General features: G+C 64.8%; 26 protein-coding genes and 3 pseudogenes. 12 read left to right on the top strand and 17 right to left on the bottom strand.

All coding sequences use genetic code 11. The annotated features are described in order from the left end of the window. Positions 1-34: 34 nt before the first annotated feature. Genes Q0916_RS00965 through phoU form a run of 3 tightly spaced genes read right to left on the bottom strand, consistent with a single transcriptional unit; the run spans position 35 to position 1,712 of the window. Positions 35-622 (bottom strand): DUF7411 family protein, encoded by a 588-nt coding sequence (locus tag Q0916_RS00965; protein ID WP_299233102.1) that lies wholly within the window; start codon positions 620-622, stop codon positions 35-37. Further along, a complete protein-coding gene (locus Q0916_RS00960; protein WP_299233100.1) occupies positions 622-972 on the bottom strand; it encodes a DNA-binding protein in 351 nt (116 codons plus the stop codon). The genes Q0916_RS00965 and Q0916_RS00960 overlap by 1 nt, the downstream gene beginning before the upstream one ends. A 59-nt stretch (positions 973-1,031) precedes the next feature. Beyond that, on the bottom strand, positions 1,032-1,712 hold the full coding sequence (phoU, locus tag Q0916_RS00955; RefSeq protein ID WP_299233096.1) for a phosphate signaling complex protein PhoU: 681 nt from the start codon (positions 1,710-1,712) through the stop codon (positions 1,032-1,034). Positions 1,713-2,064: 352 nt separating this feature from the next. Here phoU and Q0916_RS00950 point away from each other — a divergent pair, with 352 nt between their 5' ends. Beyond that, positions 2,065-3,060, top strand: a complete 996-nt coding sequence (locus Q0916_RS00950; protein ID WP_299233093.1) for a phosphate uptake regulator PhoU — start codon at positions 2,065-2,067, stop codon at positions 3,058-3,060. 42 nt (positions 3,061-3,102) lie between these two features. On the opposite strand, the gene Q0916_RS00945 is transcribed toward Q0916_RS00950, so the two are convergent. The 4 genes from Q0916_RS00945 to Q0916_RS00930 form a co-directional block, all read right to left on the bottom strand. Beyond that, complete coding sequence (locus Q0916_RS00945) at positions 3,103-3,426, bottom strand: DUF7126 family protein (protein ID WP_299233088.1); 324 nt, start codon at positions 3,424-3,426, stop codon at positions 3,103-3,105. Then, entirely contained in the window at positions 3,419-4,336 is a 918-nt protein-coding gene (guaA, locus tag Q0916_RS00940; protein WP_299233085.1) for a glutamine-hydrolyzing GMP synthase, read from the bottom strand. The genes Q0916_RS00945 and guaA overlap by 8 nt, the downstream gene beginning before the upstream one ends. Continuing rightward, positions 4,336-5,997, bottom strand: a complete 1,662-nt coding sequence (locus tag Q0916_RS00935) for a CTP synthase (RefSeq protein ID WP_299233082.1) — start codon at positions 5,995-5,997, stop codon at positions 4,336-4,338. The genes guaA and Q0916_RS00935 overlap by 1 nt, the downstream gene beginning before the upstream one ends. A gap of 78 nt (positions 5,998-6,075) precedes the next feature. Beyond that, positions 6,076-6,357, bottom strand: a complete 282-nt coding sequence (locus Q0916_RS00930) for a hypothetical protein (protein WP_299233079.1) — start codon at positions 6,355-6,357, stop codon at positions 6,076-6,078. Between Q0916_RS00930 and tnpA the strand changes: the two are divergent. Together tnpA and Q0916_RS00920 are read left to right on the top strand one after the other, a co-directional pair. Further along, positions 6,347-6,702 (top strand): annotated as a pseudogene (tnpA, locus tag Q0916_RS00925) (IS200/IS605 family transposase); the annotation flags it as partial. The gene Q0916_RS00930 and the pseudogene tnpA overlap by 11 nt on opposite strands. Positions 6,703-7,256: 554 nt before the next feature. Beyond that, positions 7,257-7,346 (top strand): annotated as a pseudogene (locus tag Q0916_RS00920) (CbtB domain-containing protein); the annotation flags it as partial. 22 nt (positions 7,347-7,368) lie between these two features. On the opposite strand, the pseudogene Q0916_RS12120 reads toward Q0916_RS00920, so the two are convergent. Continuing rightward, positions 7,369-7,479 (bottom strand): annotated as a pseudogene (locus Q0916_RS12120) (RNA-guided endonuclease TnpB family protein); the annotation flags it as partial. A 64-nt stretch (positions 7,480-7,543) separates the two neighbouring features. Then, on the bottom strand, positions 7,544-7,861 hold the full coding sequence (locus tag Q0916_RS00915; RefSeq protein WP_299233077.1) for a hypothetical protein: 318 nt from the start codon (positions 7,859-7,861) through the stop codon (positions 7,544-7,546). A 94-nt stretch (positions 7,862-7,955) separates the two neighbouring features. Here Q0916_RS00915 and Q0916_RS00910 point away from each other — a divergent pair, with 94 nt between their 5' ends. After that, positions 7,956-8,300 (top strand): winged helix-turn-helix domain-containing protein, encoded by a 345-nt coding sequence (locus Q0916_RS00910; RefSeq protein WP_299233075.1) that lies wholly within the window; start codon positions 7,956-7,958, stop codon positions 8,298-8,300. Positions 8,301-8,665: 365 nt separating this feature from the next. Further along, a complete protein-coding gene (locus tag Q0916_RS00905; RefSeq protein WP_299233072.1) occupies positions 8,666-9,043 on the top strand; it encodes a MarR family transcriptional regulator in 378 nt (125 codons plus the stop codon). Between the two features lie 83 nt (positions 9,044-9,126). Here Q0916_RS00905 and Q0916_RS00900 read toward each other — a convergent pair whose 3' ends face one another. Beyond that, positions 9,127-9,348: a VOC family protein gene (locus Q0916_RS00900; protein ID WP_299233069.1), complete on the bottom strand. Its 222-nt coding sequence runs from the start codon at positions 9,346-9,348 to the stop codon at positions 9,127-9,129. A gap of 248 nt (positions 9,349-9,596) precedes the next feature. Between Q0916_RS00900 and Q0916_RS00895 the strand changes: the two genes are divergently transcribed. The 4 genes from Q0916_RS00895 to Q0916_RS00880 all read left to right on the top strand — a co-directional run bounded on the left by Q0916_RS00895 (position 9,597) and on the right by Q0916_RS00880 (position 14,614). Further along, positions 9,597-10,037 carry a hypothetical protein gene (locus Q0916_RS00895; RefSeq protein WP_299233066.1) on the top strand — a complete coding sequence of 147 codons (441 nt, stop codon included), beginning with the start codon at positions 9,597-9,599 and terminating at the stop codon, positions 10,035-10,037. Positions 10,038-10,272: 235 nt separating this feature from the next. Next, positions 10,273-10,866, top strand: a complete 594-nt coding sequence (locus tag Q0916_RS00890) for a hypothetical protein (protein WP_299233063.1) — start codon at positions 10,273-10,275, stop codon at positions 10,864-10,866. A gap of 321 nt (positions 10,867-11,187) precedes the next feature. Next, positions 11,188-12,858: a flavin-containing monooxygenase gene (locus Q0916_RS00885; protein WP_299233060.1), complete on the top strand. Its 1,671-nt coding sequence runs from the start codon at positions 11,188-11,190 to the stop codon at positions 12,856-12,858. 139 nt (positions 12,859-12,997) lie between these two features. Continuing rightward, complete coding sequence (locus Q0916_RS00880; protein WP_299233057.1) at positions 12,998-14,614, top strand: acyl-CoA synthetase; 1,617 nt, start codon at positions 12,998-13,000, stop codon at positions 14,612-14,614. Between the two features lie 87 nt (positions 14,615-14,701). Here the strand turns inward: Q0916_RS00880 and Q0916_RS00875 are convergent, their stop codons facing one another. Genes Q0916_RS00875 through Q0916_RS00865 form a run of 3 tightly spaced genes read right to left on the bottom strand, consistent with a single transcriptional unit; the run spans position 14,702 to position 17,108 of the window. Further along, positions 14,702-15,466: a phosphate ABC transporter ATP-binding protein gene (locus Q0916_RS00875; protein ID WP_299233051.1), complete on the bottom strand. Its 765-nt coding sequence runs from the start codon at positions 15,464-15,466 to the stop codon at positions 14,702-14,704. Further along, positions 15,466-16,212 carry an ABC transporter permease gene (locus Q0916_RS00870; RefSeq protein WP_299233047.1) on the bottom strand — a complete coding sequence of 249 codons (747 nt, stop codon included), beginning with the start codon at positions 16,210-16,212 and terminating at the stop codon, positions 15,466-15,468. Before Q0916_RS00870 ends, Q0916_RS00875 begins: the two co-directional genes overlap by 1 nt. Continuing rightward, positions 16,185-17,108, bottom strand: coding sequence for a substrate-binding domain-containing protein (locus tag Q0916_RS00865; protein ID WP_299233044.1), 924 nt, complete (start codon positions 17,106-17,108; stop codon positions 16,185-16,187). The genes Q0916_RS00870 and Q0916_RS00865 overlap by 28 nt, the downstream gene beginning before the upstream one ends. A gap of 491 nt (positions 17,109-17,599) precedes the next feature. On the opposite strand from Q0916_RS00865, the gene Q0916_RS00860 reads away from it, so the two are divergent. Further along, the gene (locus Q0916_RS00860; RefSeq protein ID WP_299233041.1) at positions 17,600-19,693 is read left to right on the top strand and encodes a hypothetical protein; all 2,094 of its coding nucleotides are present in this window, start codon (positions 17,600-17,602) and stop codon (positions 19,691-19,693) included. Between the two features lie 19 nt (positions 19,694-19,712). Here Q0916_RS00860 and Q0916_RS00855 read toward each other — a convergent pair whose 3' ends face one another. The 3 genes from Q0916_RS00855 to Q0916_RS00845 all read right to left on the bottom strand — a co-directional run bounded on the left by Q0916_RS00855 (position 19,713) and on the right by Q0916_RS00845 (position 21,831). Continuing rightward, entirely contained in the window at positions 19,713-20,102 is a 390-nt protein-coding gene (locus Q0916_RS00855) for a metal-sulfur cluster assembly factor (RefSeq protein ID WP_299233038.1), read from the bottom strand. Next, positions 20,103-21,200, bottom strand: a complete 1,098-nt coding sequence (locus tag Q0916_RS00850) for an amidohydrolase family protein (RefSeq protein ID WP_299233035.1) — start codon at positions 21,198-21,200, stop codon at positions 20,103-20,105. It lies immediately after the preceding gene. Positions 21,201-21,519: 319 nt separating this feature from the next. After that, on the bottom strand, positions 21,520-21,831 hold the full coding sequence (locus tag Q0916_RS00845) for a thiamine pyrophosphate-dependent enzyme (RefSeq protein ID WP_299233032.1): 312 nt from the start codon (positions 21,829-21,831) through the stop codon (positions 21,520-21,522). Between Q0916_RS00845 and Q0916_RS00840 the strand changes: the two genes are divergently transcribed. Together Q0916_RS00840 and rdfA are read left to right on the top strand one after the other, a co-directional pair. Further along, positions 21,800-21,958: a hypothetical protein gene (locus Q0916_RS00840; protein ID WP_299233029.1), complete on the top strand. Its 159-nt coding sequence runs from the start codon at positions 21,800-21,802 to the stop codon at positions 21,956-21,958. The two genes, Q0916_RS00845 and Q0916_RS00840, sit on opposite strands and share 32 nt — an antisense overlap. A gap of 82 nt (positions 21,959-22,040) precedes the next feature. Beyond that, a complete protein-coding gene (gene rdfA / locus Q0916_RS00835; RefSeq protein ID WP_299233026.1) occupies positions 22,041-22,697 on the top strand; it encodes a rod-determining factor RdfA in 657 nt (218 codons plus the stop codon). Positions 22,698-22,706: 9 nt separating this feature from the next. On the opposite strand, the gene Q0916_RS00830 is transcribed toward rdfA, so the two are convergent. Beyond that, on the bottom strand, positions 22,707-24,680 hold the full coding sequence (locus Q0916_RS00830; RefSeq protein WP_299233023.1) for an archaea-specific SMC-related protein: 1,974 nt from the start codon (positions 24,678-24,680) through the stop codon (positions 22,707-22,709). Positions 24,681-24,984: the final 304 nt, after the last annotated feature.

Raw genomic sequence — 24,984 nt, 5'->3', positions numbered from 1 at the left:
TAAAAAGGTGTACGCCGCCGGGCGCCCCAACTGGTCACCCGCGGCCGGTGACCCGGGTCTGCTCGTGGTCGGGGAAGGCGTCCTCGACGGCCGTCTGTCCCCACCGCGACCGGATCCGCTCTCTGAGTTCCGTCTCGTAATCGCCCTTCTGTATCGTCTCGCTTGGGCCCGACTCGACGGTGAGGTGTGACTCGACGAGGTCGTCTATCGCCCCCCGCCCGAACCCCGACAGCGGCGCGACGTAATCGACCCCGTGGCGGTCCTCGAGGCTCTGTGCGACGGCCCGCGAGACCGTCGGCACCCGGTCGTCGCGTCTGGTCCCGTCGGCGATCACGTCGTACTCGGCGGCGACGACCTCCAGTGCGGCCTCGTGGACCTGTTGGATGCCCGCCCGGGGGAACCCGTCCTCGTGGATCCGTTCGGCCGCCGCGTCCGCCGTCTCGGCGTCGAGTTCGACGCTGACGAAATCGAACCCGAGCGATTCGGCCGCCTCGCGGGCGTACTTCCAGTCGTCGGTGATGCCGAAATGCGCCGTCACCAGCGTGACGTCGTAGAACTCTTCGAGGAGCAGCGCCGAGAGCGAGGAGTCCTTGCCGGCGCTAAACAGCAGTCCGCACTCCATCAGCGACGCTGAATGTCGAAGCTCTTCGATTCGGGCTTCATCTCCTGTAACAGCTCTTTCATCTTGTCCTCGTCGATCTTCCCCTGGAGCCGCCCGCTCTGTGCGAGGGCGATGATCTGCTGTTCGACCTGTTCGCCGAACTCGGGTTTCGACATCTGAACGGTGTTGAGCCGCTTTCGCGCGCCGTCGGTCAGCGCCTTCCGGAGGGCGGCCTGTCTCTGCGCCTCGGCCTGCTCGCGTTGGGCTTCGGCGGCCTCGGGGTCGCCCTGTCCGTCCTGCTGTTCTTTGAGCTGCTCGAGTCGCTCCTCGCGGAGTTCCTGCAGTTTCTCGTCGTCGGGGTTGCCGCTCATATGAGTACGTAATCGGCGCGAGCACAAAAACCGTTATCACTCGTCCGGCGGAGGGCCGGTCAGTAGATCAACTCGTCGCTGTTTTCGAGCATGTACAGCGTCCGGGCGGCGATGTTCACCGCGTGGTCCCCGACCCGCTCGAGGTCCCGGATCGTCAACAGCAGCCGCGAGACCTCCGTCATCAGCCCCTCGATCTCGTCGTCGCCGGTCGGGTCTTCGGTCTCGGTCTCGATGAGGTCCCGGACGACGGTGTTCGACGCGCGCTCGCACAGCGCGTCGATCTCGTCGTCACGGTCGTCGATGGCGAAACACGCCTCGGCGTCCTCCTCGGCGTAGGCAACCATCGCAGACTCGACCATCTCGACGACGGCGTCGCCGACGCCCTGGATGTCCACGTCCGGGTAGAGGTCCCGCTCGGCCTTGAGGGTGTAGTCGCCGAGGTTGGTCGCGAGGTCGGCGATCCGTTCCAAGTCGGTGATGATCTTGAACGAGGCGGCGATAAACCGGAGGTCGCTCGCGACCGGCTGTTGAAGCGCGAAGAGATCGATGCAGTTCTGCTCTAATTCGAGGTACAGCTCGTTGATCTCGTGGTCGCCCTCGATGATCTCGCGGGCCAAGGCGTTGTCTTTCGTCTCGAGCGCCCGAAGCCCCGTCCGCATCCGATCGAGGACGAGTTCGCTCATGTAGAGGACGTCCTCCCGGAGGTCCGTGAGCTGTTGTTGGTACCCTTTCCGTGCCATTGGTCCCCGTTGTCGGTTCTCCGGTATGTTTCTTCGGGACGCGTCCGACGGCCGTCCGACGGCTACCCGAACTTGCCGGTGATGTAGTCCTCGACGCGGTCGCCCGGGCGTCCCCGCGCCGACGGGGGGAGATCCGGCGTCGTGTCGGTATCGGCGTTCGGAACTATGGACGTAACAGATCGATTTCCCTTTTCTCTATATATCTATATAGTACAACTGCCGGGTACGTTCGTCCGACCCGTCATCCGCGCCGACCGGCCGCTAACCGGCGCGTCCCGTCGGTGATTTCCCGCCGTATCGGGTTTTCTATATATACCGACAGTAATATACGTTCCTACGCGAACGTCACGCTATGGAGACACGGAAAGTGCAGGTGACGGGCGGGTCGACGTACACCGTTTCGCTGCCGAAGGGGTGGGCGACCGACAACGGGATCACCGGCGGGAGCCGGGTCGAGTTCCACCCCGAGGAGGAGACGCTGTTGTTGATGCCCCAGCGCGACGAGGAGCGGATCGAGGGGAGCCTCGACATCACGGGGCAGGACGGCGAGGAGCTGATGCGGGCCGTTGTGACGATGTACGTCAGCGGGTTCGACATCATCACCCTCGAGACCGCACAGATCACCGCCGCACAGCGGCGGACGATCCGCGATGCGACCCAGGGGCTCGTCGGGCTCGAGGTCATCGGCGAGACCGCCGGTCGGGTCCGGCTGCAAGACCTCCTCGATTCCTCCGAGCTGTCGATGGAAAACGCCGTCACGCGGATGCGTCTCGTCGCGACGACGATGCTCTCGGACGCCGTGGTCGCGTTGATCGACGGCGACGACGACCTCGCGGCCGACGTCATCCAGCGCGACGACGACGTCGATCGGCTGTGGTCGATGGTCTCGCGGGTGTTTCGGTCGGTGCTGCGCGATCCCGCCGCGGCCGCGGAGATCGGGCTCGACCGCGAGACGTGTTTCGATTACCACTCCAGCGCCCGACAGCTAGAGCGGGTAGCCGACCACGCCTCGAAGATCGCAACCCACGCACAGACGCTCGACACGCCGCCCGAGGACGCCTCCGAGGCGATCCAGGGCCTGCACGACGAGGCCACCGAGATCATCGAGATGGGCATGGACGCGCTCCTCGAGTCGGACTCCGAGCGGGCGACGCGGCTGGCGAACGACGCCAGACAGCGCGTCGACGGGATCGACGAACTCGCGCGGGCGGTCGACGACCGGATCCGGGAGCTGAAGCCCCAGCAGGCCCAGGCGCTCGGCCTGATCGTCGATTCGCTCTCCCGGAGCGCGGACTACGGCGGCAACGTCGCCGAGACGGCGCTGCAGAACGCCGCGCCGAAACCGTAGGGCGAAATCGCCGTCAAAACAGGCGGCGTCGGGAGCCGGACGCTACCGCAGCAGTTCCTCGGCGACGGTGTCGGGATCGAGAAGCGCCGGATCGACGATGTGGCCCGCCTGCCCCTTGATGAACTCCGGGAGGGAGTCGCGGGCGTACACGACGATCCGGAGCGCGGGGTTCTCATCGAGCGCGACGGTGATCGACGTCGCGAGGCCGGCGTCTGTCAGTGCCAAGACGTCCGCTTCGGCGATGTCGGCCGCCCGCAGCGCCGCCCGGTCGGCCGTCCCCTCGGCGTAGCGCACCGACGCGCCGCGCCGTTCGAGCGCGTCGCCGAGACCGTCCGGGTCGCGCCCGGCGACGACGAACTCACTCATACTCGATCGTCGCCGGCGGTTTGTGCGTCACGTCGTAGACGACGCGGGCGACGTTCTCGTTCTCACCGGTGATCCGGGATTGGATCCGCTGGAGCGTCTCCCAGTCGATCTCCTGTGCCCTGGCGGTCATGCCGTCCCGGGACTCGACCGAGCGCACCGAGACGACCCACCCGTGGACGCGGTTGTCGCCCTTGACGCCCGTCGCCTTCCCCAACACGGCCGCCAGCGCCTGCCAGGGCTCGTAGGCCTCGAGTTCCTCCTCGACGACGTGGTTCGCCTCCCGGGCCACGGCGAGTTTCTCCTCTGTGACCTCCCCGAGGACACGGATCGCGAGCCCCGGCCCCGGGAACGGCATGCGCTCGGAGACGACCGCCTCAAGATCCAGCGCGCGCGCCACCTCCCGGACCTCGTCCTTGTACAGGTCCCGCATCGGCTCGACGAGGCCCTCGAAATCGACGACCTCCGGGAGGCCGCCGACGTTGTGGTGGGATTTGATCGTCCCCTCGCTTTCGATCCGATCGGGGTATATCGTGCCCTGGACGAGGTACTCGGCGTCGACCTCACGGGCGATCGTCTCGAACTCGCGGATGAAGCGCTCGCCGATGGCGTGGCGCTTCTCCTCTGGGTCGGTGATCCCCGAGAGAGCGTCCAAGAACCGCTCGCGGGCGTCGACGATCCGGAGACTCTCCATGTACGAGAAGGTCTCGCGGATCCCTCGGGTCTCGCCCTTCCGCATCAGCCCGGTGTCGACGTACACCGGCGTGAGCCGGTCGCCGATCGCCTCGTAGGCCAACGCGGCGGCCGTCGAGGAGTCGACGCCCCCCGAGAGCGCGATGACGGCGTTGCCGTCGCCGACCGCGTCGGATATCTCTGCGATCTTCTCGTCGATGAACGACTCGGCGTCGACCATCAGGCGGTCACCCCCTCGGACTCGCTTTCGCCCTCGAGATCGGCGTCGGCCGACAGCGCGGCCCGGACGAACCGGAGAAACGGCGGCGACGCCCGCCCCGGCCGCGACCGGAACTCGGGGTGAAACTGGGTGCCGAAGAAAAAGGGGTGATCCGGGAGTTCGAGGATCTCCATCCGGTTGTTGTCCCGCCCCGAAAACACCAGCCCGTCGGCCTCCAGTCGGTCGATGTACTCGGGGTTGACCTCGTAGCGGTGGCGGTGACGCTCCGTACAGGACGTGTCGCCGTAGACCTCGTGGGCGAGGGTGTCCGTCTCGATCGTCGTCTCGTGGCTGCCGAGCCGCATCGTGCCGCCCATGTCCTCGATCTCGTACTGCTCGGGGAGGATGTCGATCACCGGGTGGGGGGTGGACTCGTCCATCTCGGCGGAGTGCGCCCCCTCGAGGCCGCAGACGGCACGGGCGAACTCGACGACCGCCATCTGGAACCCCAAACAGAGCCCGAGGAACGGGACGTCGTTTCGCCGCGCGTGGCGGACCGCGTCGATCTTCCCCTCGGCCCCCCGCGTCCCGAACCCGCCGGGGACGATGATCCCGTCGGCGCGCCGTAGCTCCTCGGGGACCGTCCCGTCCATCTCGTCGGCGTCGATCCAGATGGTGTTGACGCTCGTGTTCGTCTCGAAGCCGGCGTGTTTCAGCGACTCGTGGATCGAGAGGTACGCGTCCTCGAGGGCGTACTTCCCGACGAGCGCAACGTCGATCTCGTTCGTCTTCTCCCGCGTGACGATGTCGCGCCACCCGTTGTCGCGTTCGCCGCGGGGGGCCGCCTCGTCGGCCAACCCGAGTTCGGACATGACGTACTCGTCGAGGCCCTCCTCTTCGACCATCAGGGGCACGTGGTAGATGTCCTCGACGTCGGGGTTCGAGAAGACCGCGTCGACGGGGACGTCACAGAACAGCGCGATCTTCTCTCTTGTCTCCGCGTCGAGTCGGTCCCCACAGCGGCCGACGACAACGTCCGGCTGTAGCCCGATCGACCGGAGTTCCTTGACGGAGTGTTGGGTGGGTTTGGTCTTCTGTTCGCCGTTTTTCGAGTACGGGACGAGCGTGACGTGCACGAAGAGGATGTCCTCGTCGGCTTCCTCGTGGGCGAACTGCCTGAGCGCCTCCAGGTAGGGCATCCCCTCGATGTCGCCGACGGTCCCCCCGACCTCGATGAGACAGACGTCGTGGCCCTCGGCGGCCTCCCTGATCCGGCGTTTGATGTCGTCGGTGATGTGCGGGATGATCTGGACGGTGTCGCCGAGGTAGTCGCCGGCCCGCTCCTTCTCGATGACGTGGCGGTAGGTCTTTCCCGTCGTGATGTTGTGATCGAACGTCATGTCGATGTCGAGAAAGCGCTCGTAGTTCCCGAGATCGAGATCGACCTCGCCGCCGTCCTCGAGGACGTACACCTCGCCGTGTTGGTAGGGGTTCATCGTCCCGGCGTCGACGTTCAGATACGGGTCGATCTTGACCGCCGTCACGTCGAAGCCGGCGTTGGCGAGCAGACGCCCGGTGCTCGCCGCGGTGATGCCCTTTCCGAGGCCCGACATCACGCCCCCCGTTACGAAAACGAACTTGTTTCCCAGGTCGGGATCGTACCCGGTGAGTTCCGTCGGCATACTGACGTTGCGCGAGGGTGAATGAAAACCGTTTCGACCGCGGTGTTCGGCGGCGCTCGGGCCCCGAGCGGTCGGGGGTCAGGCCCCGTCGGCTCCGCCCCTGCCTCCGCTCCCGCTTTCGCTACCGCCGCCGGAGCCGCGCTTCCAGAGGTGCCCCGCCCCGCCCAGCGCGGCCGCGGCGGTGCCGATCCCGAGTCCGGGCTGGTCCTCGATGCCGTTCGTCTGTCCGTCGGTTCCGTCCCCGCTCGTGCCGTCGTCGCCCCCAACGACGCCTTTGAGGTGCTTGTACGGCTTGGCGCTGATTCGGAACGCCACGTCGCCGTCGTCGGCTACGCGGTCGGACCACACGATGTACAACATCAACTCCCACTCCGTATGGTGTCCAAAGTACCGTCACACGATCCTCGAACCGATCGAAGATTCGCTGGAAACGAGTTTCCGTGGCGTGTGCAACGAGTACGGCTACGAGATACTGTCTATCCGCATCTCGCCCGACCACGTGCACCTGTTCGTCTCCGCTCACCCGAACACTCACCGAGTGAGATTGTGCGAACAATCAAGCGCATCACGGCGCGGGAGATGTGAGAACAGCACGAACCGTTCTTGGAAGGTTACCTGCGGGGCGGTGGGTTCTGGGAAGAATCGTACTACGGCGGGACGGCTGGTGACGTTTCGACCGATACGATTGAACAGGACGTTGCTCGGGCTCTGCCCGAAAATTGCCGGGTTGACTGCGTTTGCGACCTTATAAATCTCAAGGAGAATACCTGCGGCTTCAGCCGCAGGATGAATCCGACAACTCAGAGTCAATCTACGCTGCAATAGCCACGCTGAGATTGACAGTCCGTAATTTAAACTGACAGGCAATCCTACGTACAGGTAGGAATCAGGCTGGGAACAGAGCGATTCCGATCAATCCTACGATGGCGGCCTGTCCGCCCCAAGCAATGAGACAATAATCGGAACCAGTCAGGTGAACGGTCGGTTCTTATAATGAATCGATGCAGTGCCCGACTGCTGTACGCACCACAGAAGTAACTCCAAGTCCGTCGAGATCTGCCGGACTCCCCGAGATAAAAACAACTCCGAGAGTCCCTATATGATAGAGGATAGGAGTACCGGGGGCTTGGCACTCCCAGCAGTCCCACCCGCCACAGTCCGTGAACCTCACACGGATTCTCACCGTTTGGGGTTCGGTGAGACTGCAAACCTGAAATCTCCAACGCTCAGGATTCCTCCACGTTTACGCGGAGGAGGATGTCAAGTTTGTACTCGCATTTTTACAAGAGCCACTAGCGCATGATTCGATGCACAACTTCCGACACGCTGCCGGAATCATCTGTCATTAGAGGTGAACTACCCTACCCTACCCTACTCGCTCACGGCTGACGCGGTTCGCTCCTTGAGGGTAGGGCATCCTGCTTCCACGACGCGCTTTGCAGATACAGGCGTATCCACAGGGAGCGCAGTCTCCACAGGCGTTGATGACCTCCGGCTCTTCGATCTCTCCGATATTGTTGCCACTCTTGAGAGTGACTGAAGACGGTCACGCCCAGTCGTGGGTTTCCCAGCCCTCGTAGTGTTTCAGACGGCTTTTGATCTCAAACGGTTCCCAGTCGCACTCGTGGTAGAGGACATCGGCTAGGTGACCGAACTCGCTGTTGTCGAGTTCGATTCCCCGATTCCCTTGATTCGTGATGTAGGACTTGGAACGCAGCTCGTCGAAGACGTCGCTGGCGGTGGGGTAGTCACTCGTCTCGATAGCAGCAATAGAGAGGAGGTTCTCTTCAACGATAGGCGAGCCCCACCGATGCTCGGCTATCATTGCTGCAAGGAGCGCACATTTCACCGACGGCTTACGCATGTTCCTTTTTTTCTATGCCTCTTTGATAAGAGTGTGTTAATGCGCATTAACGCCCGGGACAACAGTTATGTATTATCACCGATAAACCAGCAGTATGAGCGAGTCACCTCAGAAGCATCCAGCAGCGGAGAAGGACACCAAGGAAGCCCGCCTGGAGAATCCGAGCGGCGTCTTGTATCTCTTTCAGCACGAGAGTGTCCCAATCCTCATTGACGCCATTCTCACGCTCCCGCCAGGCCGAGAGTTCACCAAGACGGAGCTCGCGGATCATGCTGGCGTTACCCGGCAGACAGTGAGTAAGTACATCGACCTTCTGGTAGAAACCGAGATCGTCGAGGGAGTAGCGAACTCGTCACCCCGCCGGTATCAGGTCGCCAAGAGCGATGCCGTTCAGGAGCTTTTCGAGCTGAACAGTGCGCTGAACGCAGCCGGTGGGTGAGGAGACGTTACAGAAACTATTTATAAATATATTGGCCACTATTGGTGTTTCCGGTACTAAATCAAAATAGCGCGGCGAGTGATTGTACCATCTCAACTACTCGGGACCGCTGGAACTGGATCTAGATACACATCTTCCTTGACCTTTCAGGGTCGTATACAACAATTTTTCTCCGCCAATTCGTTCAGAAACACGCATTCAGGCCCTCTATACCGGGCGTGGTCTCAGCTCTCCCGGAGACACAGTCGGTGAGACTGGCTGCCCGATGCATACGGTCTTCGCAATTGACAGCGATTCATCTTCAAAAATTTCGTGACTTTCATAGCTAACACTGTTTACAGCAGACGACATACCTATTTTCAACGATGTTCATCGACCGAGACACATTCGAGAACACGAGCGAGGACGAGCTCGCCGATCTTTCGGTCCCTAATCAGGTCCATGGCTTCCTCATAGCAAACGACGACTTTGCGTTCAAGGCCCGCGAGATTGCGTCTCAGACCGGTCTTGACGAAGGCGCGGTTAGTACGGCACTCTCTCGGTTGAAGGATCGTGAGCTGGTCGAGCACAAGGCAACGTACTGGGCAGTGACGGACGATGAAGAACGTCTTGAGGGATACAGCGGGTACGAGCGGGCGACTACCCTGTTTAATGGACAGCTCGGACCGGAGGACAGGAGTGCTTGGCGTGAACACACGGTTGGGGAGTCGCATCCAAGCGTCGATACTGAGGACGACCAGTGAGTGCTCTGTCTCAGCCGGTCTAACGACGGGAGATGCCGTCCGGTGATAAGGACATCAAGCGAGCGGAACACGTTTAGCCGAGATTACAGCCTCCTCACTCGGGGCTTGACCCCGGGGCACTCGGCCTGTCCCGCCTGTAGATCGCCGAACGTCGTCGGTTCCATGAGAAATTCGCCGCCGGAATTGCGCAGCTCGTCGCACGCCGCACCGACATCGGGGACGGCGAAGCCATAATGCAGGAATCCGGGCGCGACGTTAGCAACCAACCCCGCCGCCTCGTAGGGCGCCTCGTCGAAGAGATACACCAGTTTGTCGGCAACGTCGAGGACGACGTGGTTTACGCCGGCACAGCCCCGCCGTCGGCGGCGTTCCCCCGGTCCGCTACCTCGCCACCGAACCGGTCAGAATCAGTGGTTTTGAGCGTGCACCGTCCGAGTCTCGACAGAGAACCACCGTCGGGTTGCGACGCGCTCGCTGGTATCGGTCGATACACGTGTGAGCGGTCCCCGCACAGCCCCGGGTGGCTCAAGTGATCGGAGGTACACGTACGCCTGTGTCCGACTCGTTTCTCATCTACGACGGGCGAAACAGGCTGTTTCGGGCGGTGGCTCGCCGGGTCGAGCGCTTCTCCGGGACGGTTCGTCTCGTGCCGTGGCGCGCCGCCCCCGCCCGACGGTTCTTCGAGGCCCAGTTCGGCGATCACGTCTTCGCGTTCGCGCTGATCGATCCGGACGCGGACGCGGTGCACGTCGGGACGAGAACGGTCCGCCGGCTCCTCCGCGACAGGGGGGTTCCGGAGGTCGTCGTCGCCGGGGCGGAGCGGGCGTACGCGGCGGCCGGCGACCGCTTCGGTCGGCTCGTGCACGGACGGGCGCCCGCCGACATCGACGGGACGTTTCCGATCGCCGACGCCGCCCGTCCGCATCTCGGGTCGCTCCGTCGGGAGTGTTCGGCGGCCGCCTGTACGCCCAGCGGGAGCGAAACCGGTCGGTGACGCGGGGACGAACGAATGAAGATATGACCCGTTGAAATCCGCAACAACTGACAGGAGCTGTGTGCAGAGTACGGAGAATGTGTGTAATATACGAATTTCACTTGTTCCGATCGTTCCGTGTTGAATCAACTGACAGATACGAGCAAGAACCCAATAACTGTACCGTTGAGGGTTCGTTGATTGAATATAGTAACTCATCAGTAGAATTATTTGGTTGGGACAAACCGAATGTGCTATGGCGACAACGAGCACGCCGACGTCGCACCGAGAAGAACTCGGAATTGTCGTTGAGTTGGCCGATAAGCAGTTCACGATCGCTGCCGTTCTCATTACTATCGGCACTCCAGTTCTTGCGTATCTGTCAGGGATCACGTCTCTGATGTTCTACACCCACGTCGCGCTCGGAGCGTTCTGGTTCGGCCTCGATTTCTTTTTCAAGTTCGTTCTCGGCCCGTCGTTAGATGCCGCTCCCGACGAGGCTGCGGGCGCTATCAATCATCGGCTGATCCCGAAGATGATTACCGTTGCTGAACCGCTCAGCGTCGGCGTCATCGGCTCTGGAATCGGGCTCACGTCGCTGTTGGGCTACTGGGCAAACCCCACGGTGTGGCTGTGGGGGGCCCTCGGAATCAGTGTGCTGATGCTCGTCAACGGATTCGGTCCACTGCACGTCGTCACGACGAAGATGGCGGTTGAACTCAACAAGGACAGTCCCGACGGTGAACGCATCGATGCGTTGTTCGCCAAAGCCCAACAGTGGGGCCTGCTCCAGACCGTGTTTATGCTGGCTATTATCGTGATGATGGTCGGCCTCCGTGGCCTGTTGTAACGAAACTGGCTTCGATCTCGTCGTGTGTATCGGGCGATTCGAGAAATCCCTCTATCGAGCGGTCACAACTGCATCCGTCGAACCGGTTCCTCGTGCGGGGTTCGCGCCCGCTATGCAGCACAGTCGATACAACATACCACCGTTTGAGGGTTTCGACGGAGCCAGAACATACCATCGCCGGCCAGCGACCCAACGATGAGGTCGTTCCGGAAAGCGGCGAAGATCCACCACTACCGGCTCTCGCCCGGATCGGCGACCGCCCCGGGCGGTACGTCACCGACGACCACAATTGTATTGTGTGCGTGCACACAGTCACAGAACATGTCGGCCTCGTCGCCTGGCACCAGGAGCGATCCCGTCGATACGGACGCCGTCGTCGTCGGCGCAGGGTTCGCCGGGATCTACGCGATCTACCACCTGCGGGAGCAGGGGCTGTCAGTTCGGGGGATCGAGCGCGCGGACGACGTCGGGGGGACGTGGTACTACAACCGGTACCCCGGCGCTCGCTGCGACACCGAGAGCCACCTCTATCAGTACCAGTTCTCGGACGCGCTGCGAAGCGAGTGGCAGTACTCCGAGCGGTACCCCGAACAGGGGGAGATACTGGAGTACCTGCGGTTCGCCTCGGAGTTTCTCGGCGTCAGAGACGAGATCAGCTTCCGGACGGAGGTGGAGTCGCTTCGGTTCGATCCCAGCTCCGGGACGTGGGCGGTCTCGACCGACGACGGGGCGGTGACAACGAGTCGGTACGTCGTCTTGGCCCTCGGCTTCCTGTCGGAGCCGTACGTGCCGGAGTTCGACGGGATGGACGGGTTCGACGGCGAGTTGTACCACACGGCCACGTGGCCGCGCGAGGAGGTCTCGTTCCGCGAACAGAGCGTCGGACTCGTCGGAACGGGCTCGAGCGGGATTCAGATCGCCCCGCGGATAGCCGAGGACGCAGAGCGCCTGACGGTGTATCAGCGAACGCCGAACTACATCGTCCCGGCCAACAACCACCCGGTAAGCGACGCGGCGTGGGAAGCGTGGAACGACGGGTTCGCCGAGACGTGGGAGCAAGCGAAGACGACCGACTCCGGGTTCCCCTACGAGAGCGATCTCCCCTCCGCGGAGGGGCTGTCCGACGCCGAGGTGGAGCACATCCTAGAGAAGCGCTGGCGGATGGGCGGGTTCAAGTTCCTGACCGCCTTCGAGGACCTCCTCTCGAACCGGGCGACGAACGAGCGGGTGTGCGAGTTCATCAGATCGAAGATCGCCCAGCGGTTCGACGATCCGGAGTTGATCGATGCGCTCAGACCCGAGGGGTACCCCTACGCCGCGAAGCGGCCGCCGCTCAACTACGAGAACAACCGGTACGGGTGGGACTTTTACGAGACGATCAAACAGCCCCACGTCGAGTTGGTTGACGTGGACGAGGCGCCGATACAGCGGCTGACCCCGGAGGGCATCGCGACCGCCGACTCGGAGTACGCCCACGACGCGATCGTGCTGGCGACGGGGTTCGACGCCGTCACCGGCTCGTACAACAACATGGAGATCGTCGGAACGGGCGGTACGACGCTCGAATCGAAGTGGGGGAGCCGTCCCCGGACGTACCTCGGGATGGTCATCGACGAGTTCCCCAACATGTTCATGATATCCGGGCCCCAGAGCCCCTCGCCGATAACCAACCAGGTCCTCTGCATCGAGAACCAAGTCGAGTGGATCTACGACCTCATCGAGTACGCCGAAGAAAACGGCGGCGACGTCATCGAGGTCGAACGGGAGTCCGTCGAGTACTGGATCGAACACACCTCCGACGTGGCGGACAGAACGCTGTACACCGACGCCGAGTCGTGGTATCAGGGGGACAACGTGCCCGGCAAGCCGAGCGTGTTCCTCCCCTACCCCGGGGGGTATCCCGCCTTCGCCTCGAAACTCGAAGCGGAGGCGGCGGGCGGGTATCAGGGGTTCGCGATACGGGACTCGCCGGCGCGAGTCCGATCGGAGTAAGCTACCCTACCCTACTTCGCTTGGGGCCTAAGGACCCACTCGCTCCTTGAGAGTGGGGCCTCCGCCCAGAATTGGGTGAGAACCCGCCCCGCCCGGCACCCCCGGTATTATGAACGCCGAGATCGAAGATGGGGCGCAAATGGACGTCGATCTCAGCCGATTCGAGACCTACGAGGCGGCGTGCGAGGGCTTCGAGTGGGACGTACCGGAGACGTTCAACATGGCCGACGCCCTCTGTGGCCGGTGGGCGCGTCGCGACGACGGCAAACAGCGGGTCGCGCTGTTCTACGAGGGCAGCGACGGGACCCAAGAGACGTACACGTTCTGGCAGATCCAGCGTCTCGCCAACCGCGTTTCGAACGCGCTGGCCGATCTCGGCGTCGGCCCGGGGACCAGAGTCGCGATAGTGCTCCCCCAGCGGCCGGAGACGCTGATCGCGAACCTCGGCGTCCTGCAGTTGGGCGGCATTGCGGTCCCGCTTTCGGTGCTGTACGGCACCGAGGGCCTGCGATACCGGCTGGGACACTCCGGAAGTGAGGTGGCGATCGTCGACAACGAGCAGGCGGAGACGGTGGCCGAACTCGAGGGGGAACTCGACGCGCTCGAGACGGTCCTCACCGTGGGCGACCCGAGCGCCGAGGGACGCTCCTGGGAGGACGTGACGGCCTCGGCGTCGCCGGCGTTCGAGACCGTCGAGACCGACGCCGAGGAGTCCGCGTACATCATATACACGAGCGGGACGACCGGCGATCCCAAGGGCGCCCACCACGCCCACCGGTCGCTGCTGGGGTACCTCCCGGGCTGGCAGATGATAAACGAGTTCCCGGGGGACGGCGCCGTCCACTACACCCCCTCGGGCTGGTCGTGGGTCGGCGGCCTCTTCGCCGTGTGTTGGGGCGCGTGGTACCACGGACAGCCGGTGGTCGGGTACGGCGGGCGGTTCGAACCGGAGTCGGTCTACGAGGTCTTAGAGCGCTACGGCGTCACCAACACGCTTTTGACCTCGACGATGGTGCGGATGCTGCGCGAGACGGATCACGCCGAGTACGACCTCGACGTCGAGGTCGTGCCGAGCGGCGGCGAAACGGTCACCGAGGACGTCATCGCGTTCGTCGAGGACGAGTGGGACGCGGTCGTCAACGAGATCTACGGACAGACGGAGTGTAACTTCCTCATCGGAACGAACAGCGCGCTGATCGGGGAGAACCGCGAGGCGACCGGTAAGCCGTGTCCCGGCCACGAGGTCGCCGTCATCGACCCCGAAACCGGCGAGCGAAAGCCCCCCGGCGAGATCGGTCACATCGCCGTCAGGCGCCCGGACCCCTCGATGCTGCTCGACTACTGGAACCAGCCCGAACTGACCGCCGAGCTGTTCGTCGGGGAGTGGATGAAGACGGGCGACGCGGGCTCGTTCGACGAGGAGGGGTACATCTACTACGAGGGGCGGGCCGACAGCGTCATCGTCACCAGCGGGTACCGCGTGAGTCCCCTCGAGGTCGAGGAGTGTCTCCGCGACCACGGGACGGTACGCGACGCCGTCGTCGTCGGCGTCGATCACGACCAACGGGGCCAGGCGATCAAGGCGTTCGTCACGCTAACCGAGGGGGTCGAGCCCTCGGAGGACCTCTCGGCGGAGCTCCAGGCGTTCGTCAAAGAGCGGGAGGCGGCGTACAAGTACCCCCGCGAGGTGGCGTTTCGCGACGCGTTCCCGACGACCGCCTCGGGGAAAGTCCAGCGCCACAAGCTCGTCGAGTGACCCGGCGAAAGGCACGCGGCTGTCCGCCGCCGAAGCGAAAATAGGGGTCGCCGACGGGTCTCAACCCGGCGGCGGATCGTCGGTCGCTCAGTACACCAACTCCCCGGAGATGAACTTCCGCGTGCGCTCGTCTCTCGGGTTCTCGAAGACCGACCCGGTCGGCCCGACCTCCGCGATGTGCTTGCCGAGCAGCACCGCGACCCGATCGGCGATCCGCTCGGCCTGGTGCATGTCGTGCGTCGCCACGACGACCCCGATGTCGCGGTCCCGCGCCTCGGCGATCGCGTCCTCGATGACGGCGGTGTTCCGCGGGTCCAGATCCGACGTCGGCTCGTCCAACAGCAGCACGTCGGGGTCGTACGCCAGCGCGCGGGCGAACGAGAGACGTTGAGCTTCGCCCCCCGAGAGCGAGCCGGCGTGTTGGCCTGTTTTCCCCGTGAGCCCGACAACCTCGAGGGACTCGCGAACGGCGTGAGGGTGTTTCTTCGAGCCCGCGATCGACCGGAGTTCGTCCCGGAGTCGGTCGCGCCAGGACCGACGGACGCGCAGCCCGTACTCGACGTTGCGGGCGACCGAGGCGTCGAAGAGGCTCGCCTCCTGAAACACCATCCCGGTGCGCCGCCGCAGCGACAGCCGCTCGGAGTCGTCCGCTTTCCACGCGTCGGTGCCGTCGAAGGCGACGCGTCCGTCCTCGGGTTCGAGCGACAGCGCGAGCGTCCGAAGGAGCGTCGTTTTCCCGACCCCTGAGGGGCCGATGACGGCCAGGACCTCGCCGGCGTCGACCCCGACGGAGAGGTCCCGAAACACCGCCTCCTCGCCGCGGGACTGTGACACGCCCACAGCCCGGAGCATCAGCGCCGCACCCCCTGGTCGCCGAACCGGACGACGATCGCGTTGACGGCCAACACGAGCGCGACGAGGACCGCCCCGAGCGCCATCGCGGTCCCGTACTGCCCCTGGCGCGCCTCGAGTTGGATGGCGGTCGTCAGCGTTCGCGTCTTCGAGACGCCGTCGGCGCTCGTGATGTTGCCGCCGACGATGAGGACCGACCCGACCTCGCTGATGGCGCGGCCGAAGCCCGCCAGGATCGCCGTTGCGATCCCGTAGCGGGCCTCCTTGAGGACGACGAGCGCCACGTCGAGCCGCGTCCCGCCGAGGACGCGCGCGGCGTCGCGGACGTTCTCGCGAACGCCGCTGATGGCCGCGAGGCTGATCGCCGTGATCGGCGGTGTCGCGAGCACGAACTGCGAGATGATCATCGCTTCCGTGGTGAACACGAGTTCCAACGGTCCGAGCGGGCCCTGATTGGAGACCGCAAACAGCACCACTAACCCGACGACCACGCTCGGAAAGCCCATCCCGGCGTTGATCACCGACTTCACGAACCGCTTGCCGGGGAACTCGCTAAAGCCCATCGCGACGGCGACCGGGACGCTGAACAGTGTGCTCAGCGCCACCGCGGTGAGGCTCACGTACAGCGACACGTAGACGATACTCGAGACGTAGCCCTCCGGGAACGGGAGATCGAGAACGCCCGCGAGCGCCTGTGGGATCGCCTCGAAGGACACGGTCAGGCCTCGGATGCGTCGCCGTTCCATCCCTCGGGGACGTACTGCCGGAAGTCCGGGTTCTCGGAGACGGCCTCGGGGAAAAACAGCTGTTCGCCGTTGACCTGGTACTCCGAGATGGCCGCCTGGACGCCGGGGCTGGTGATCCAGCCGATGTAGGCCATCGCGAGGTCGTAGTTGACGCTGTCGTGGACGCCGGGGTTGACCGCCATGATCCCGTAGGGGTTCGCGAGGATCTCGGGGCCGTCCTCGATCGGCCCCTGCACGAGGACGACCAGATCGATCGCCGAGCGCTGTGAGATGAACGTCCCGCGATCGGAGAGGGTGTAGGCGCCCTGCTGGGTGGCGATGTTCAGCGCCTCGCCCATCCCGGTACCGGTCTCTTGATACCACTCGCCGCCCGGTTCGGTCCCGGCGGCCGCCCAGAGGTTCAGTTCCTTCGTGTGGGTTCCGGAGCTGTCCCCCCGCGAGACGAACGTCGCCTCCGCGTCTGCGATCGCCGTGAGCGCCTCGGTCGCCGAACTCGCTCCCCCGATCCCCGCCGGGTCGTCCTCGGGGCCGACGACGACGAAGTCGTTGAACATGAGGTCGCGGCGGTTGATCCCGTAGCCGTTGCGCATGAACTCGTCCTCGAGACCGCGCGCGTGGACCATCACGACGTCGGAATCGCCGTTGCGGGCCGACTCGAGCGCCGCGCCGGTCCCCTGTGCGATCGCGTCGACGGACGCGCCGTACATCCCTTCGAAGTCGGTGTGGATCTCGTCCAACAGCCCCGTGTCGTACGTGCTCGTCGTCGTCGTGAGCGTCAGGCTCTCCCCCGATACCGCCGGTCGGTCGTCGTCGACCCCGGACCCGGCGCATCCGGCAGCACCAGCGAGCGCCCCGGCACCGATCGCCGCGATGAACCGTCGTCGTTGTATCGACATGGATACACCGTCGGACTGATAGTAATTATAGCTTCTGCCGTTCGATGAACCGAAACCGGTTACGGTCGTCGGCGCGTGGAAGGCGAGATTCGGGCTGCAGGTCGGTTAGCGGCCCCGAACGAGACGGGTGTGACGATCGAAGCGCGTCGCGGACGCATACCCGAAAGCGGTTACGTGTCCGTGACGGATGTCGGTCCACGCTCGAACTTCCCGATGGGATCACGACGGGGTGACGCCCCCCGATTACACGGCGGGGGCCCCGTTGCACTAACTGAGGGCGTCGACGGCGGCCGACACCGTTCGAACCCCGGACTCGCCGCCGCGTTCGGCGAACCGCCCGACGGTCACCCGGCGACCGAAGACCGCACCGGCGATCAAAAGCGCCATGTCCGTCGAACGTGTGAAATGAAAAAATGTGCCGACGAACAGCGAAGCGGTGGCGGCGATGAAACCGACGACGACCCCGACGCTCGACGGCGGTGGACGGTAGGATGTCGGACGAGAACCATTCGAGTATCGACCGACGGGCGTACCTCGCCTCGGTCGCCGGCGCCGGAGCCGCCTCGCTGGCCGGCTGTTCGCTGTTCGATACCGGCAGCGACGGCGAGGTCTCGACGGTCGAGGACGACCGAGCGCGGGAGCTCGCCGAGCGGTTCGCTCCGACGCTGTACTTCGACGAACACGAGCGGTGGTTCCCGACGGACCCCCGGCCCTACGAGAGCGAGCGCGACGGCGAGACGGTCGTCGACGGGTTCGACGCCCTCGAGGGCTACGTCGGCCAGGGCGGCGCGGACGATCCGCCCGCTCCGACCGGCTTCTACAACGTCGTGGAGTACGCGGAGTCGCCGCTGACGGTCGTTCAGTTCTGGTTCTACTCGGCGTTCGATCAGTTCACCGCGAACTTCCATTGGCACGACTGGGAGCTCCTGCAGGTGTTCGTGGACACCGACACCGAGGAGCCGCAGCTCCACGTCGCGAGTTCGCACTCGCGGAAGGTCCCGAACAACGAGTTCCTCGACCCCGAGCGCACCAGACCGCGGATCCTCTCGGAGCTCGGATCACACTCCAGCGGCCTCTCGGTCAACGACGACGCCGAGCACTTCCAGCGGCTCCCGCTCGACGGCAGCGTCGCCGACATCACCAACAGCGTCATCGACGGCATCGACGCCGTCGCGGCCGTCCCGCTCGCGTACGGTCTGCCGCGGGACGAGGGCTTCGGGCTCCCGTACGCGGTCCCGGAACTCGACGGGGCGCCGTTCTACGAGGACGACCGCCTGCCGTCCGTGGACGCCTCGAACCTCATCCCCGAGGAGCTGACGGTCCGCTCGCTCGAGGAGTTGCGATCGCCGCCGGAACTCTCGACGCGGGAGACCGGCTACCGGTTCGACTACCGCGACGCGCAGGCCGAGGGGACCGACGTGCCCTACGATCTGCGCCCGAGTTCGGACCTCGAACACATCGACGACTTCGTCGGGCCGCAGTTGAGCTTCGAGTTCTCCGTGCCGGCGTTCGCCGAGAACGCCGTCGCCAGCCACATCACGACCGCCGGCGTGCCCTGGATGGATCCGCGCTACGAGAACCCCGCAAACGACATCAGCGAGCCGGTCCACCGGCAGGCGCTTGCCGATCGCTACGACGCCATCGGCGAGCCGTCCCCCGTCAGCCAGGTCGTCGCCGGCGTGACGAACGCCGTCTCCGACGAGGACGCCCCCGAAGACGAGGGCGTAACGACCGTCCCCTCGCCGCTCGAGATGTTCGCGCTGCTGCGAAGCGACCCCGAAGCCGTCCCGACGTTCAACGGTATCGCCGTCCTCAACGGCGTCCCTGCCGGCGATCACGAACTGACCATCAACGGCGCCGGCGTTGCGCCCCACACGGAGACGGTGACCGTCGCCGAGGGCGAGGCGACGGCGGCCGGCGTCGAGGGCGAAATCCCCGTCGTGGCCCGCGAGAACGCCGTGAAAATGGAGATCGACCCGAGCGAAGCGGACAGCGAACTCCGCGCGCTCGCGGTCGAGGACGACTTCGCGGGGCGGCTGTACGACGCGCCGCTTTCGGGCCCCGAGGCCGTCTACGTCCACGGTGGCGGCGCGTACACGACGGAACTCAGGGACGAAAACGACGAGATCGGCGCGTTCCGGGTCAACCCCGGCGACGAAGGGCGCGTGCGGGTGGCCGATCCGCGCACCGGGAAGTCCCCGCTCGCCGAGTACCTCGCGGACATCGTCGCGGAGACCCGAGACGAGATAGCGGCCCTCGAGGGCGACGGCGACAGCGACGACGGCGACGATGACGACAACGACCGACAGGGCGGTGGCGGTCGGGCAAACTCGGTGACCGGGCTCGCGAACGCCCTTGAGGCGGTCGCGGAAGCCGCACAACGCGCGGCCGAGGCCGCGGACAACGGGAACCGAGGGCGGGCCGACCGGAGTCTCGACAACGTGATCGAGCGGCTGCGCCGCGTTCGGACCAGGCTGGACGAGGCGAGAGGCTCGCTCCCGGACGGTCTCGCTCGGGCAACGGGCAACCGCTTAGAGCAGGCCGACCGTCGGAGCGACCAGGCGAAAAACGCCGAGAAGCTGTAGCCGTCGGCGACGAGAGAACTCAACGCTCCGCAGAGACGGACGGCGCCGGCTGTTGGCTCGCTTCGTACCGATCGGCGAGCGCCTGTTGGTGTTCGCGGCGGCGCCGTTTCGCCTCCGGTGCCATCATGTCGTCGCGCCACTGCATCCCGGCGTCCGTTTCGAGCGTGACCTCCTCGACGCCCTCGAGCCCGCCGACGCGCTCTTGGGCCTGTTCGATGAAGTACCCGACCATCATACAGGAGGGCGACGTGATCCGGAGTTCGATGTGAACCGTTCCGTCCTCGATCTCGATCCGTTTCAACAGCCCCATCTCGACGATGCTGATGCCGGTCCCTCTGGCGTCGCTACACGGGTCGATGATCTCGTCGAGGCACTCCCGGACGGCGAGCGGGGCGGGGTCGCCCGACATTCAGTACACCTCCGCGGCGGCGTCGGTCGTCGAGAACGGGTCGGCGAGCCCCGACTCTCGAACCCGCTTGCTGAACCCGTCGTTCTCGAGTGCCGCCCGCGCCTTCTCGATGTCCAACCCGACGAGGTCGGCGTAGTTTCGCCCGAGGATGTTCCGCTTGTGCTCGTCGGTGATCTCCGGCATGTCGCTGAACTCGGTCCCGCGTTGGCGGATGTCGTCGGGCCACCCGAAGTCCCGCAGCGCCTCGAGTTCCGGCTGTGGGTGGTACGCCATCGCGGCCGAACCCCAGTACATCCGGTCGAGGACGGCTTCGCCGCCGATCGAGATGATCTTCGCCATCGTCTCGGCGAAGGCCCGCTCGTTTGCGGCCAGTTGCACCCCGAGCGTCTCCATGTTGATGTGGAGGTTCGGGAACCGGGCCATCTGCCAGGCGGTCTCCTCGGTGAACGCCAACCCGCCGTGAACGAGGCCGAACTGCAGTTCGGGGAAGTTCGCACACGCGTTGTCGACGTCGCCGGGGTGGTAGGGGTCCCGCGGGACGGGGCCGAACGGGATCGCCTTGTGCACCTCGATCAGTTCGATCCCGAGGTCCTTCGCCTTCTCGAAGACCGGATACGCGACCGACTCGTCGTCCATCCGCCAGCCCTCGTGGTACTCCTCGCCCCAGTGTGAGGGGTACAGCTTCAGTCCGACGGGGTCGACCGCCTCCACCTGCTCTTCGAGCGACTCCTCCCACCCGTCCCGGAGCGGGTCGATGTTCGCGAACCCGAGGAACCGCTCCGGATACGTCTCGACGGCCTCGACGCAGTTCTGATTCGCCGTGAGCCCGTCGTGGAAGGCGTACAGCGGAAGCGACTGGAACGTCGCCATGTCGGTGTCGCTCTCCAAAAACAGCATGTTCGCCGTCTCTTCGACCGACCAGTTCCTGACGTAGCCGTCGCGGGTGACCCGGTAGCCGGGCGGCGACGCCGCGTCGACCGTCCCGAAGATCATCTCGGTTATGCCCTCGGCGTGCTGTTCGTTCCGGTAGTTCGCCGGACTGAGGTTGTAGGCGTGTACGACCGCGTCGAAGATGAACGTCTCCTCTAAGTCTATCATGGTTCGTGTCTCGGTTTCGTCGGTGTTCCGGCTTCGGTCCCCCGACTCTGGCCTCGTCGACAACTGGTATCAATAACCGTGTTAGTTTGTGTCGTATTAACTGTTTTCCACGCGATCGAAGCCCGCGCCGAACGCGACAGTCACCGCGTTACCCGTCCGCGAGGAGCGTAAACTACGTAGAACGTCGAAGGGGTGTGGCGGTCGGTACGGGAACACAGCGGCCGCACGCACCACGAGAACAGGCCGAGCGTATCACCCACGGCTCACCGACAGCCAACCGACTCCCGCCGGAGGGGTTCGCCCGCGGCCGAACCGTCGCTCAGATCGGGTCCGCGTCGGTGAGTATCTCGACGAGCGCGGGGCCGTCGTACGCGATGGCGTCCTCGAGCGCCTCGTCGGGGTCGTCGGCGTCGTCGACGAAGACGCCGTGTCCGCCGCAGTTCTCCGCGAACGCGGCGAACTCCGGGTTGACGAGATCGGTCTGCCAGACGTCCCACCCGCCCGTGCGCTGCTCTTTGCTGATCTTCCCGAGTTCGTCGTCGTTGAGGAGGACGTGCGTGACGTCCATGTCGTACTTGACGGCGGTCGTGAACTCGCCCATGTACTGGCCGAAGCCGCCGTCGCTGGACACCGAGGAGGCGTCCGAAGCGGAGGCGGCGGAGGCGACCCCCTCACAGAAATCGACCGAGACGCGCGATCCGACGAGTGAGGCCGCCTTCAGCTACGAGGCCGCCGAACAGCGCCCCTCGATCGGATAACAGTCGTATTACCGTTACGTGCAGGACAGCCCCTCCGCAAAGCGAGGGATTATAGCTTCGGTAGGCACTAACAGACCCATCGATGACGTCAGCCGACGATTCGGGGAAGGCGGTGTCCGCGGACGAAACGAACAGCGCCAAGCCGTCGAGCAAGGTCGCGCGGCTCATCGGGGAGTACGACCTCGGGCCGTCGGTCGGCGACCGACTTGAGGCCCTCTGGACGGCCGACGGGGAGCGACGCGAGAGCCTGCGGTCGCTGGCCGACCGGTTCAACAAGCGGCTGCTGTCGACGGCGATCGCCGACGCCGGGACCACGGTGCTCGACGGCGAGGTCGATAACCTCTACCGGCTGCTGACGGACGAGGACGCCACCGGCGGCCAGCGCGCCGCGGCGCGGAACCGCCTGCGCCAGGAGGGTATCGACGTCGACGGCCTCGAAACGGACTTCGTCACGTACCAGGCGATCCGATCCTACCTCACGCAGTACCGCGGGGCGGAGTACGAGAAACCGAGCGACACGGCGCGCGTCGAGAGCACCCGGGAGACGGTCCAACAGCTCACCGCCCGCCTGCGGTCGGTCGCCGACGACGGCCTCCGTCGGCTCCGAAAGACGTCGGCGCTCTCGCTCGGCGAGTTCCGGATCCTCGTCGACGTGAGCGTCCTCTGTGAGGACTGCGGCTCGCAGTACGAGATCACCACGCTGCTGAGTGAGGGGGGCTGTGACTGCGACCGCGAGTGACGTCTCGCGTCAGATGTCGGTAATGCGCGCGTCCGCCGCGGAGACCGCCTGTGCGTCCTCCGGGAGAAGCGCGACGAGCAGGTACTCGGCGTGATCGGCGATGTACTCGACCAGCGCGGCGATCCGTTCGGAATCGATGGCCTCAAGCGAGTCCAAGAGCATGATCGGAACCCGATCGTGAACGTCGTGAACGAGGTATCCGGCGAGTGCGAATATCAGCCCGGTCACCTCCCGTTCGCTCTCGGAGAGATGCGCCACCGTGTCCTCGTAGGCGACGTTCGCGTCGGTCGTGCGGACGACGTGAAGCTCGAAGGCGGCCTGCTCGGACGTGCCGCGTCCCTGACGAACCGTCGTTTCGACCCGTTCGATCCAGATCCGAGCGAGGTTGTCGTACTCGAGTATCCCGAGTACCTCCTCCATGCGGTCGTTGAACTCCCGGACCGACTCCCGCTCGATGCGGTCGATGCGCGTTCGTTGCTCCTCTAACCCCGTCTGGATCTGCTCGCGTCGCGCCTGCAGGTCCTCCTTCTCGCCGAGGCGGTCCTCTATCGTTTCGATACGGTCGGTCACGTCCTCTAACTCCGACTCGATGCGGCCGAGATCGAACTCGAGTTGGTTCGCCTCCTTGTGGAGGTCCAACACCGAGGAGACGTCCTCGGACTCCAGCTGTTCGGCCTCCCGCTCGGCGGCTTCGACGTCCTCGCCGAGGCGGTCGCGGCGAGCGCGGAGCTCGGTTAGCGTCTCCTGGCGCCGCTGGAGTTCGCTCTCGGTCGTTTCGAGCCTCCGTTGGAGCTTCTCGCGTCGGCGCCGTTGTGCCTTGCGCTCCTGTTGTCGTTCGCGCACCTCCTCGAGGTCCGCTTCTATCTCGCGAACGTCGTCCAGATACCCCTGTCTGACGCCGCGCAGTCGCTCGAGGGTCTCCTCGATGCGCTCGCGGCTCACGTCGCTCCCGCAGGTCCAACAGGTGACCGAATCGCCCGCGAGTAACTGCGCCGTGGGCTCACCGTCCTCGCCGCCCGCACCGCTCGCATCGCCCACACCGCCCGCGTCGAGTGCGTCGGTGACGGCCGTTTCGCGGTCGTCGAGCACGTCGTTGTTGAACTGGATGACGTTCTGGAGGGCGCTCATCTCCGTCTCCAGGGACTGCTTGCGCTCGCGCAGACGGGCGATCTCGTCGTCGAGGTGCTGGTGGTCGCCCATCGGGACCTCGGGCAGTTCGGCCAGCTTCTGGTTCAGCTCCTCCCGCTCGCGGCGCAGCGACGCGATGCTCTCGGTTTGCAGTTCGATCTCCGAGCGAACGTCGTCCAGTTCGGCGCGCAGCTCGCGGAGATCCTCGAGGTGCGCCTCCAGTTTTTCATTTTCGGCGCGCGTCTCGTCGATCGCCGCGTCCGTGGACTCGATTTCGGCCTCCGTGTCGGCCAAGCTTTCGCGTTTCGCTTCGATCCGGGCGGTGAGGTCGGTGCGTCGCTCCTCTAAGCCGGGCAGTTCCCGCTTCAACTCGTCGAGTTCCTCGATCTCGTCGTCGATCCGATCGCGTTCGCGCTCGAGGCGATCGATCTCGGCCCGTATCTCGTCGGTGTCGACCGGCCGCATGATTATCTCACGGAGGTCGCGTTCCTGCGCGACCGCCCGCCGGGCTTCGTTGGATTCCAACAGAAACGCGAACAGGTCCGCGAGCGTCGGGTCGGCCAGGTACGGATCCCCGCTCGACGCGACCCCGTCTTCGGTCCGGCGAAGCACTCGAGTGTAGGTTTTGCCGTCGAGAGTCAACTCGATGCGGCCCTCGTCTGCGTCGCCCTTGAGCGCGACGGCATCGCTTCCGATCGCGCCCATCACCGCCTTCAGAAACGACGTCCGGTTGGTGGCGTTTCGCCCTTCGAGAACGGTGACTCCGGGGGGGATCTCGACGTCCGTCCGCGTGATCCCTCCGATGTTTTCGGCGCGGACGGTGGCAACAGCATCAGTTGCCTCGGTGTTCGACATGTTCACGCACAGACCGGTAGCGGATAAATAACTGTCTTTTCCGACGCGTCGTCCGTCGTAAGATAGTCCTCGCAAATATATAATATATATTTTATTTCTGATTTCTTCTAAATCTGCTTTTATTTTGCGTTCGGAGGATACACCGGTCGGACCGGATCGGATCGCCCGCGCTCTGAACTACCCAAACAGCCAGTCGTAACTCGTGGAGATGTCGAAAGACATGTCGGGACTCCTCACGTCGATCGATGCAGGTAGGTCGTTCGCCTCTCAGAGTTATCCTAAAACAGACGGGTGGAATGCGCCG

This window comes from Natronomonas sp., from assembly GCF_028274965.1.
In the GTDB taxonomy this organism is placed as follows: domain Archaea; phylum Halobacteriota; class Halobacteria; order Halobacteriales; family Haloarculaceae; genus Natronomonas.
This window is presented reverse-complemented; position numbering and strand designations above follow the sequence as displayed.

Bases quoted from the DNA above. Each gene is read 5' to 3' on its own strand.
- Q0916_RS00965 (WP_299233102.1), bottom strand. From the start codon at position 622: ATGGAGTGCGGACTGCTGTTTAGCGCCGGCAAGGACTCCTCGCTCTCG.
- Q0916_RS00960 (WP_299233100.1), bottom strand. From the start codon at position 972: ATGAGCGGCAACCCCGACGACGAGAAACTGCAGGAACTCCGCGAGGAG.
- phoU (WP_299233096.1), bottom strand. From the start codon at position 1,712: ATGGCACGGAAAGGGTACCAACAACAGCTCACGGACCTCCGGGAGGAC.
- Q0916_RS00950 (WP_299233093.1), top strand. From the start codon at position 2,065: ATGGAGACACGGAAAGTGCAGGTGACGGGCGGGTCGACGTACACCGTT.
- Q0916_RS00945 (WP_299233088.1), bottom strand. From the start codon at position 3,426: ATGAGTGAGTTCGTCGTCGCCGGGCGCGACCCGGACGGTCTCGGCGAC.
- guaA (WP_299233085.1), bottom strand. From the start codon at position 4,336: ATGGTCGACGCCGAGTCGTTCATCGACGAGAAGATCGCAGAGATATCC.
- Q0916_RS00935 (WP_299233082.1), bottom strand. From the start codon at position 5,997: ATGCCGACGGAACTCACCGGGTACGATCCCGACCTGGGAAACAAGTTC.
- Q0916_RS00930 (WP_299233079.1), bottom strand. From the start codon at position 6,357: ATGTTGTACATCGTGTGGTCCGACCGCGTAGCCGACGACGGCGACGTG.
- Q0916_RS00915 (WP_299233077.1), bottom strand. From the start codon at position 7,861: ATGCGTAAGCCGTCGGTGAAATGTGCGCTCCTTGCAGCAATGATAGCC.
- Q0916_RS00910 (WP_299233075.1), top strand. From the start codon at position 7,956: ATGAGCGAGTCACCTCAGAAGCATCCAGCAGCGGAGAAGGACACCAAG.
- Q0916_RS00905 (WP_299233072.1), top strand. From the start codon at position 8,666: ATGTTCATCGACCGAGACACATTCGAGAACACGAGCGAGGACGAGCTC.
- Q0916_RS00890 (WP_299233063.1), top strand. From the start codon at position 10,273: ATGGCGACAACGAGCACGCCGACGTCGCACCGAGAAGAACTCGGAATT.
- Q0916_RS00885 (WP_299233060.1), top strand. From the start codon at position 11,188: ATGTCGGCCTCGTCGCCTGGCACCAGGAGCGATCCCGTCGATACGGAC.
- Q0916_RS00880 (WP_299233057.1), top strand. From the start codon at position 12,998: ATGGACGTCGATCTCAGCCGATTCGAGACCTACGAGGCGGCGTGCGAG.
- Q0916_RS00875 (WP_299233051.1), bottom strand. From the start codon at position 15,466: ATGCTCCGGGCTGTGGGCGTGTCACAGTCCCGCGGCGAGGAGGCGGTG.
- Q0916_RS00870 (WP_299233047.1), bottom strand. From the start codon at position 16,212: ATGGAACGGCGACGCATCCGAGGCCTGACCGTGTCCTTCGAGGCGATC.
- Q0916_RS00865 (WP_299233044.1), bottom strand. From the start codon at position 17,108: ATGTCGATACAACGACGACGGTTCATCGCGGCGATCGGTGCCGGGGCG.
- Q0916_RS00860 (WP_299233041.1), top strand. From the start codon at position 17,600: ATGTCGGACGAGAACCATTCGAGTATCGACCGACGGGCGTACCTCGCC.
- Q0916_RS00855 (WP_299233038.1), bottom strand. From the start codon at position 20,102: ATGTCGGGCGACCCCGCCCCGCTCGCCGTCCGGGAGTGCCTCGACGAG.
- Q0916_RS00850 (WP_299233035.1), bottom strand. From the start codon at position 21,200: ATGATAGACTTAGAGGAGACGTTCATCTTCGACGCGGTCGTACACGCC.
- Q0916_RS00840 (WP_299233029.1), top strand. From the start codon at position 21,800: ATGTACTGGCCGAAGCCGCCGTCGCTGGACACCGAGGAGGCGTCCGAA.
- rdfA (WP_299233026.1), top strand. From the start codon at position 22,041: ATGACGTCAGCCGACGATTCGGGGAAGGCGGTGTCCGCGGACGAAACG.
- Q0916_RS00830 (WP_299233023.1), bottom strand. From the start codon at position 24,680: ATGTCGAACACCGAGGCAACTGATGCTGTTGCCACCGTCCGCGCCGAA.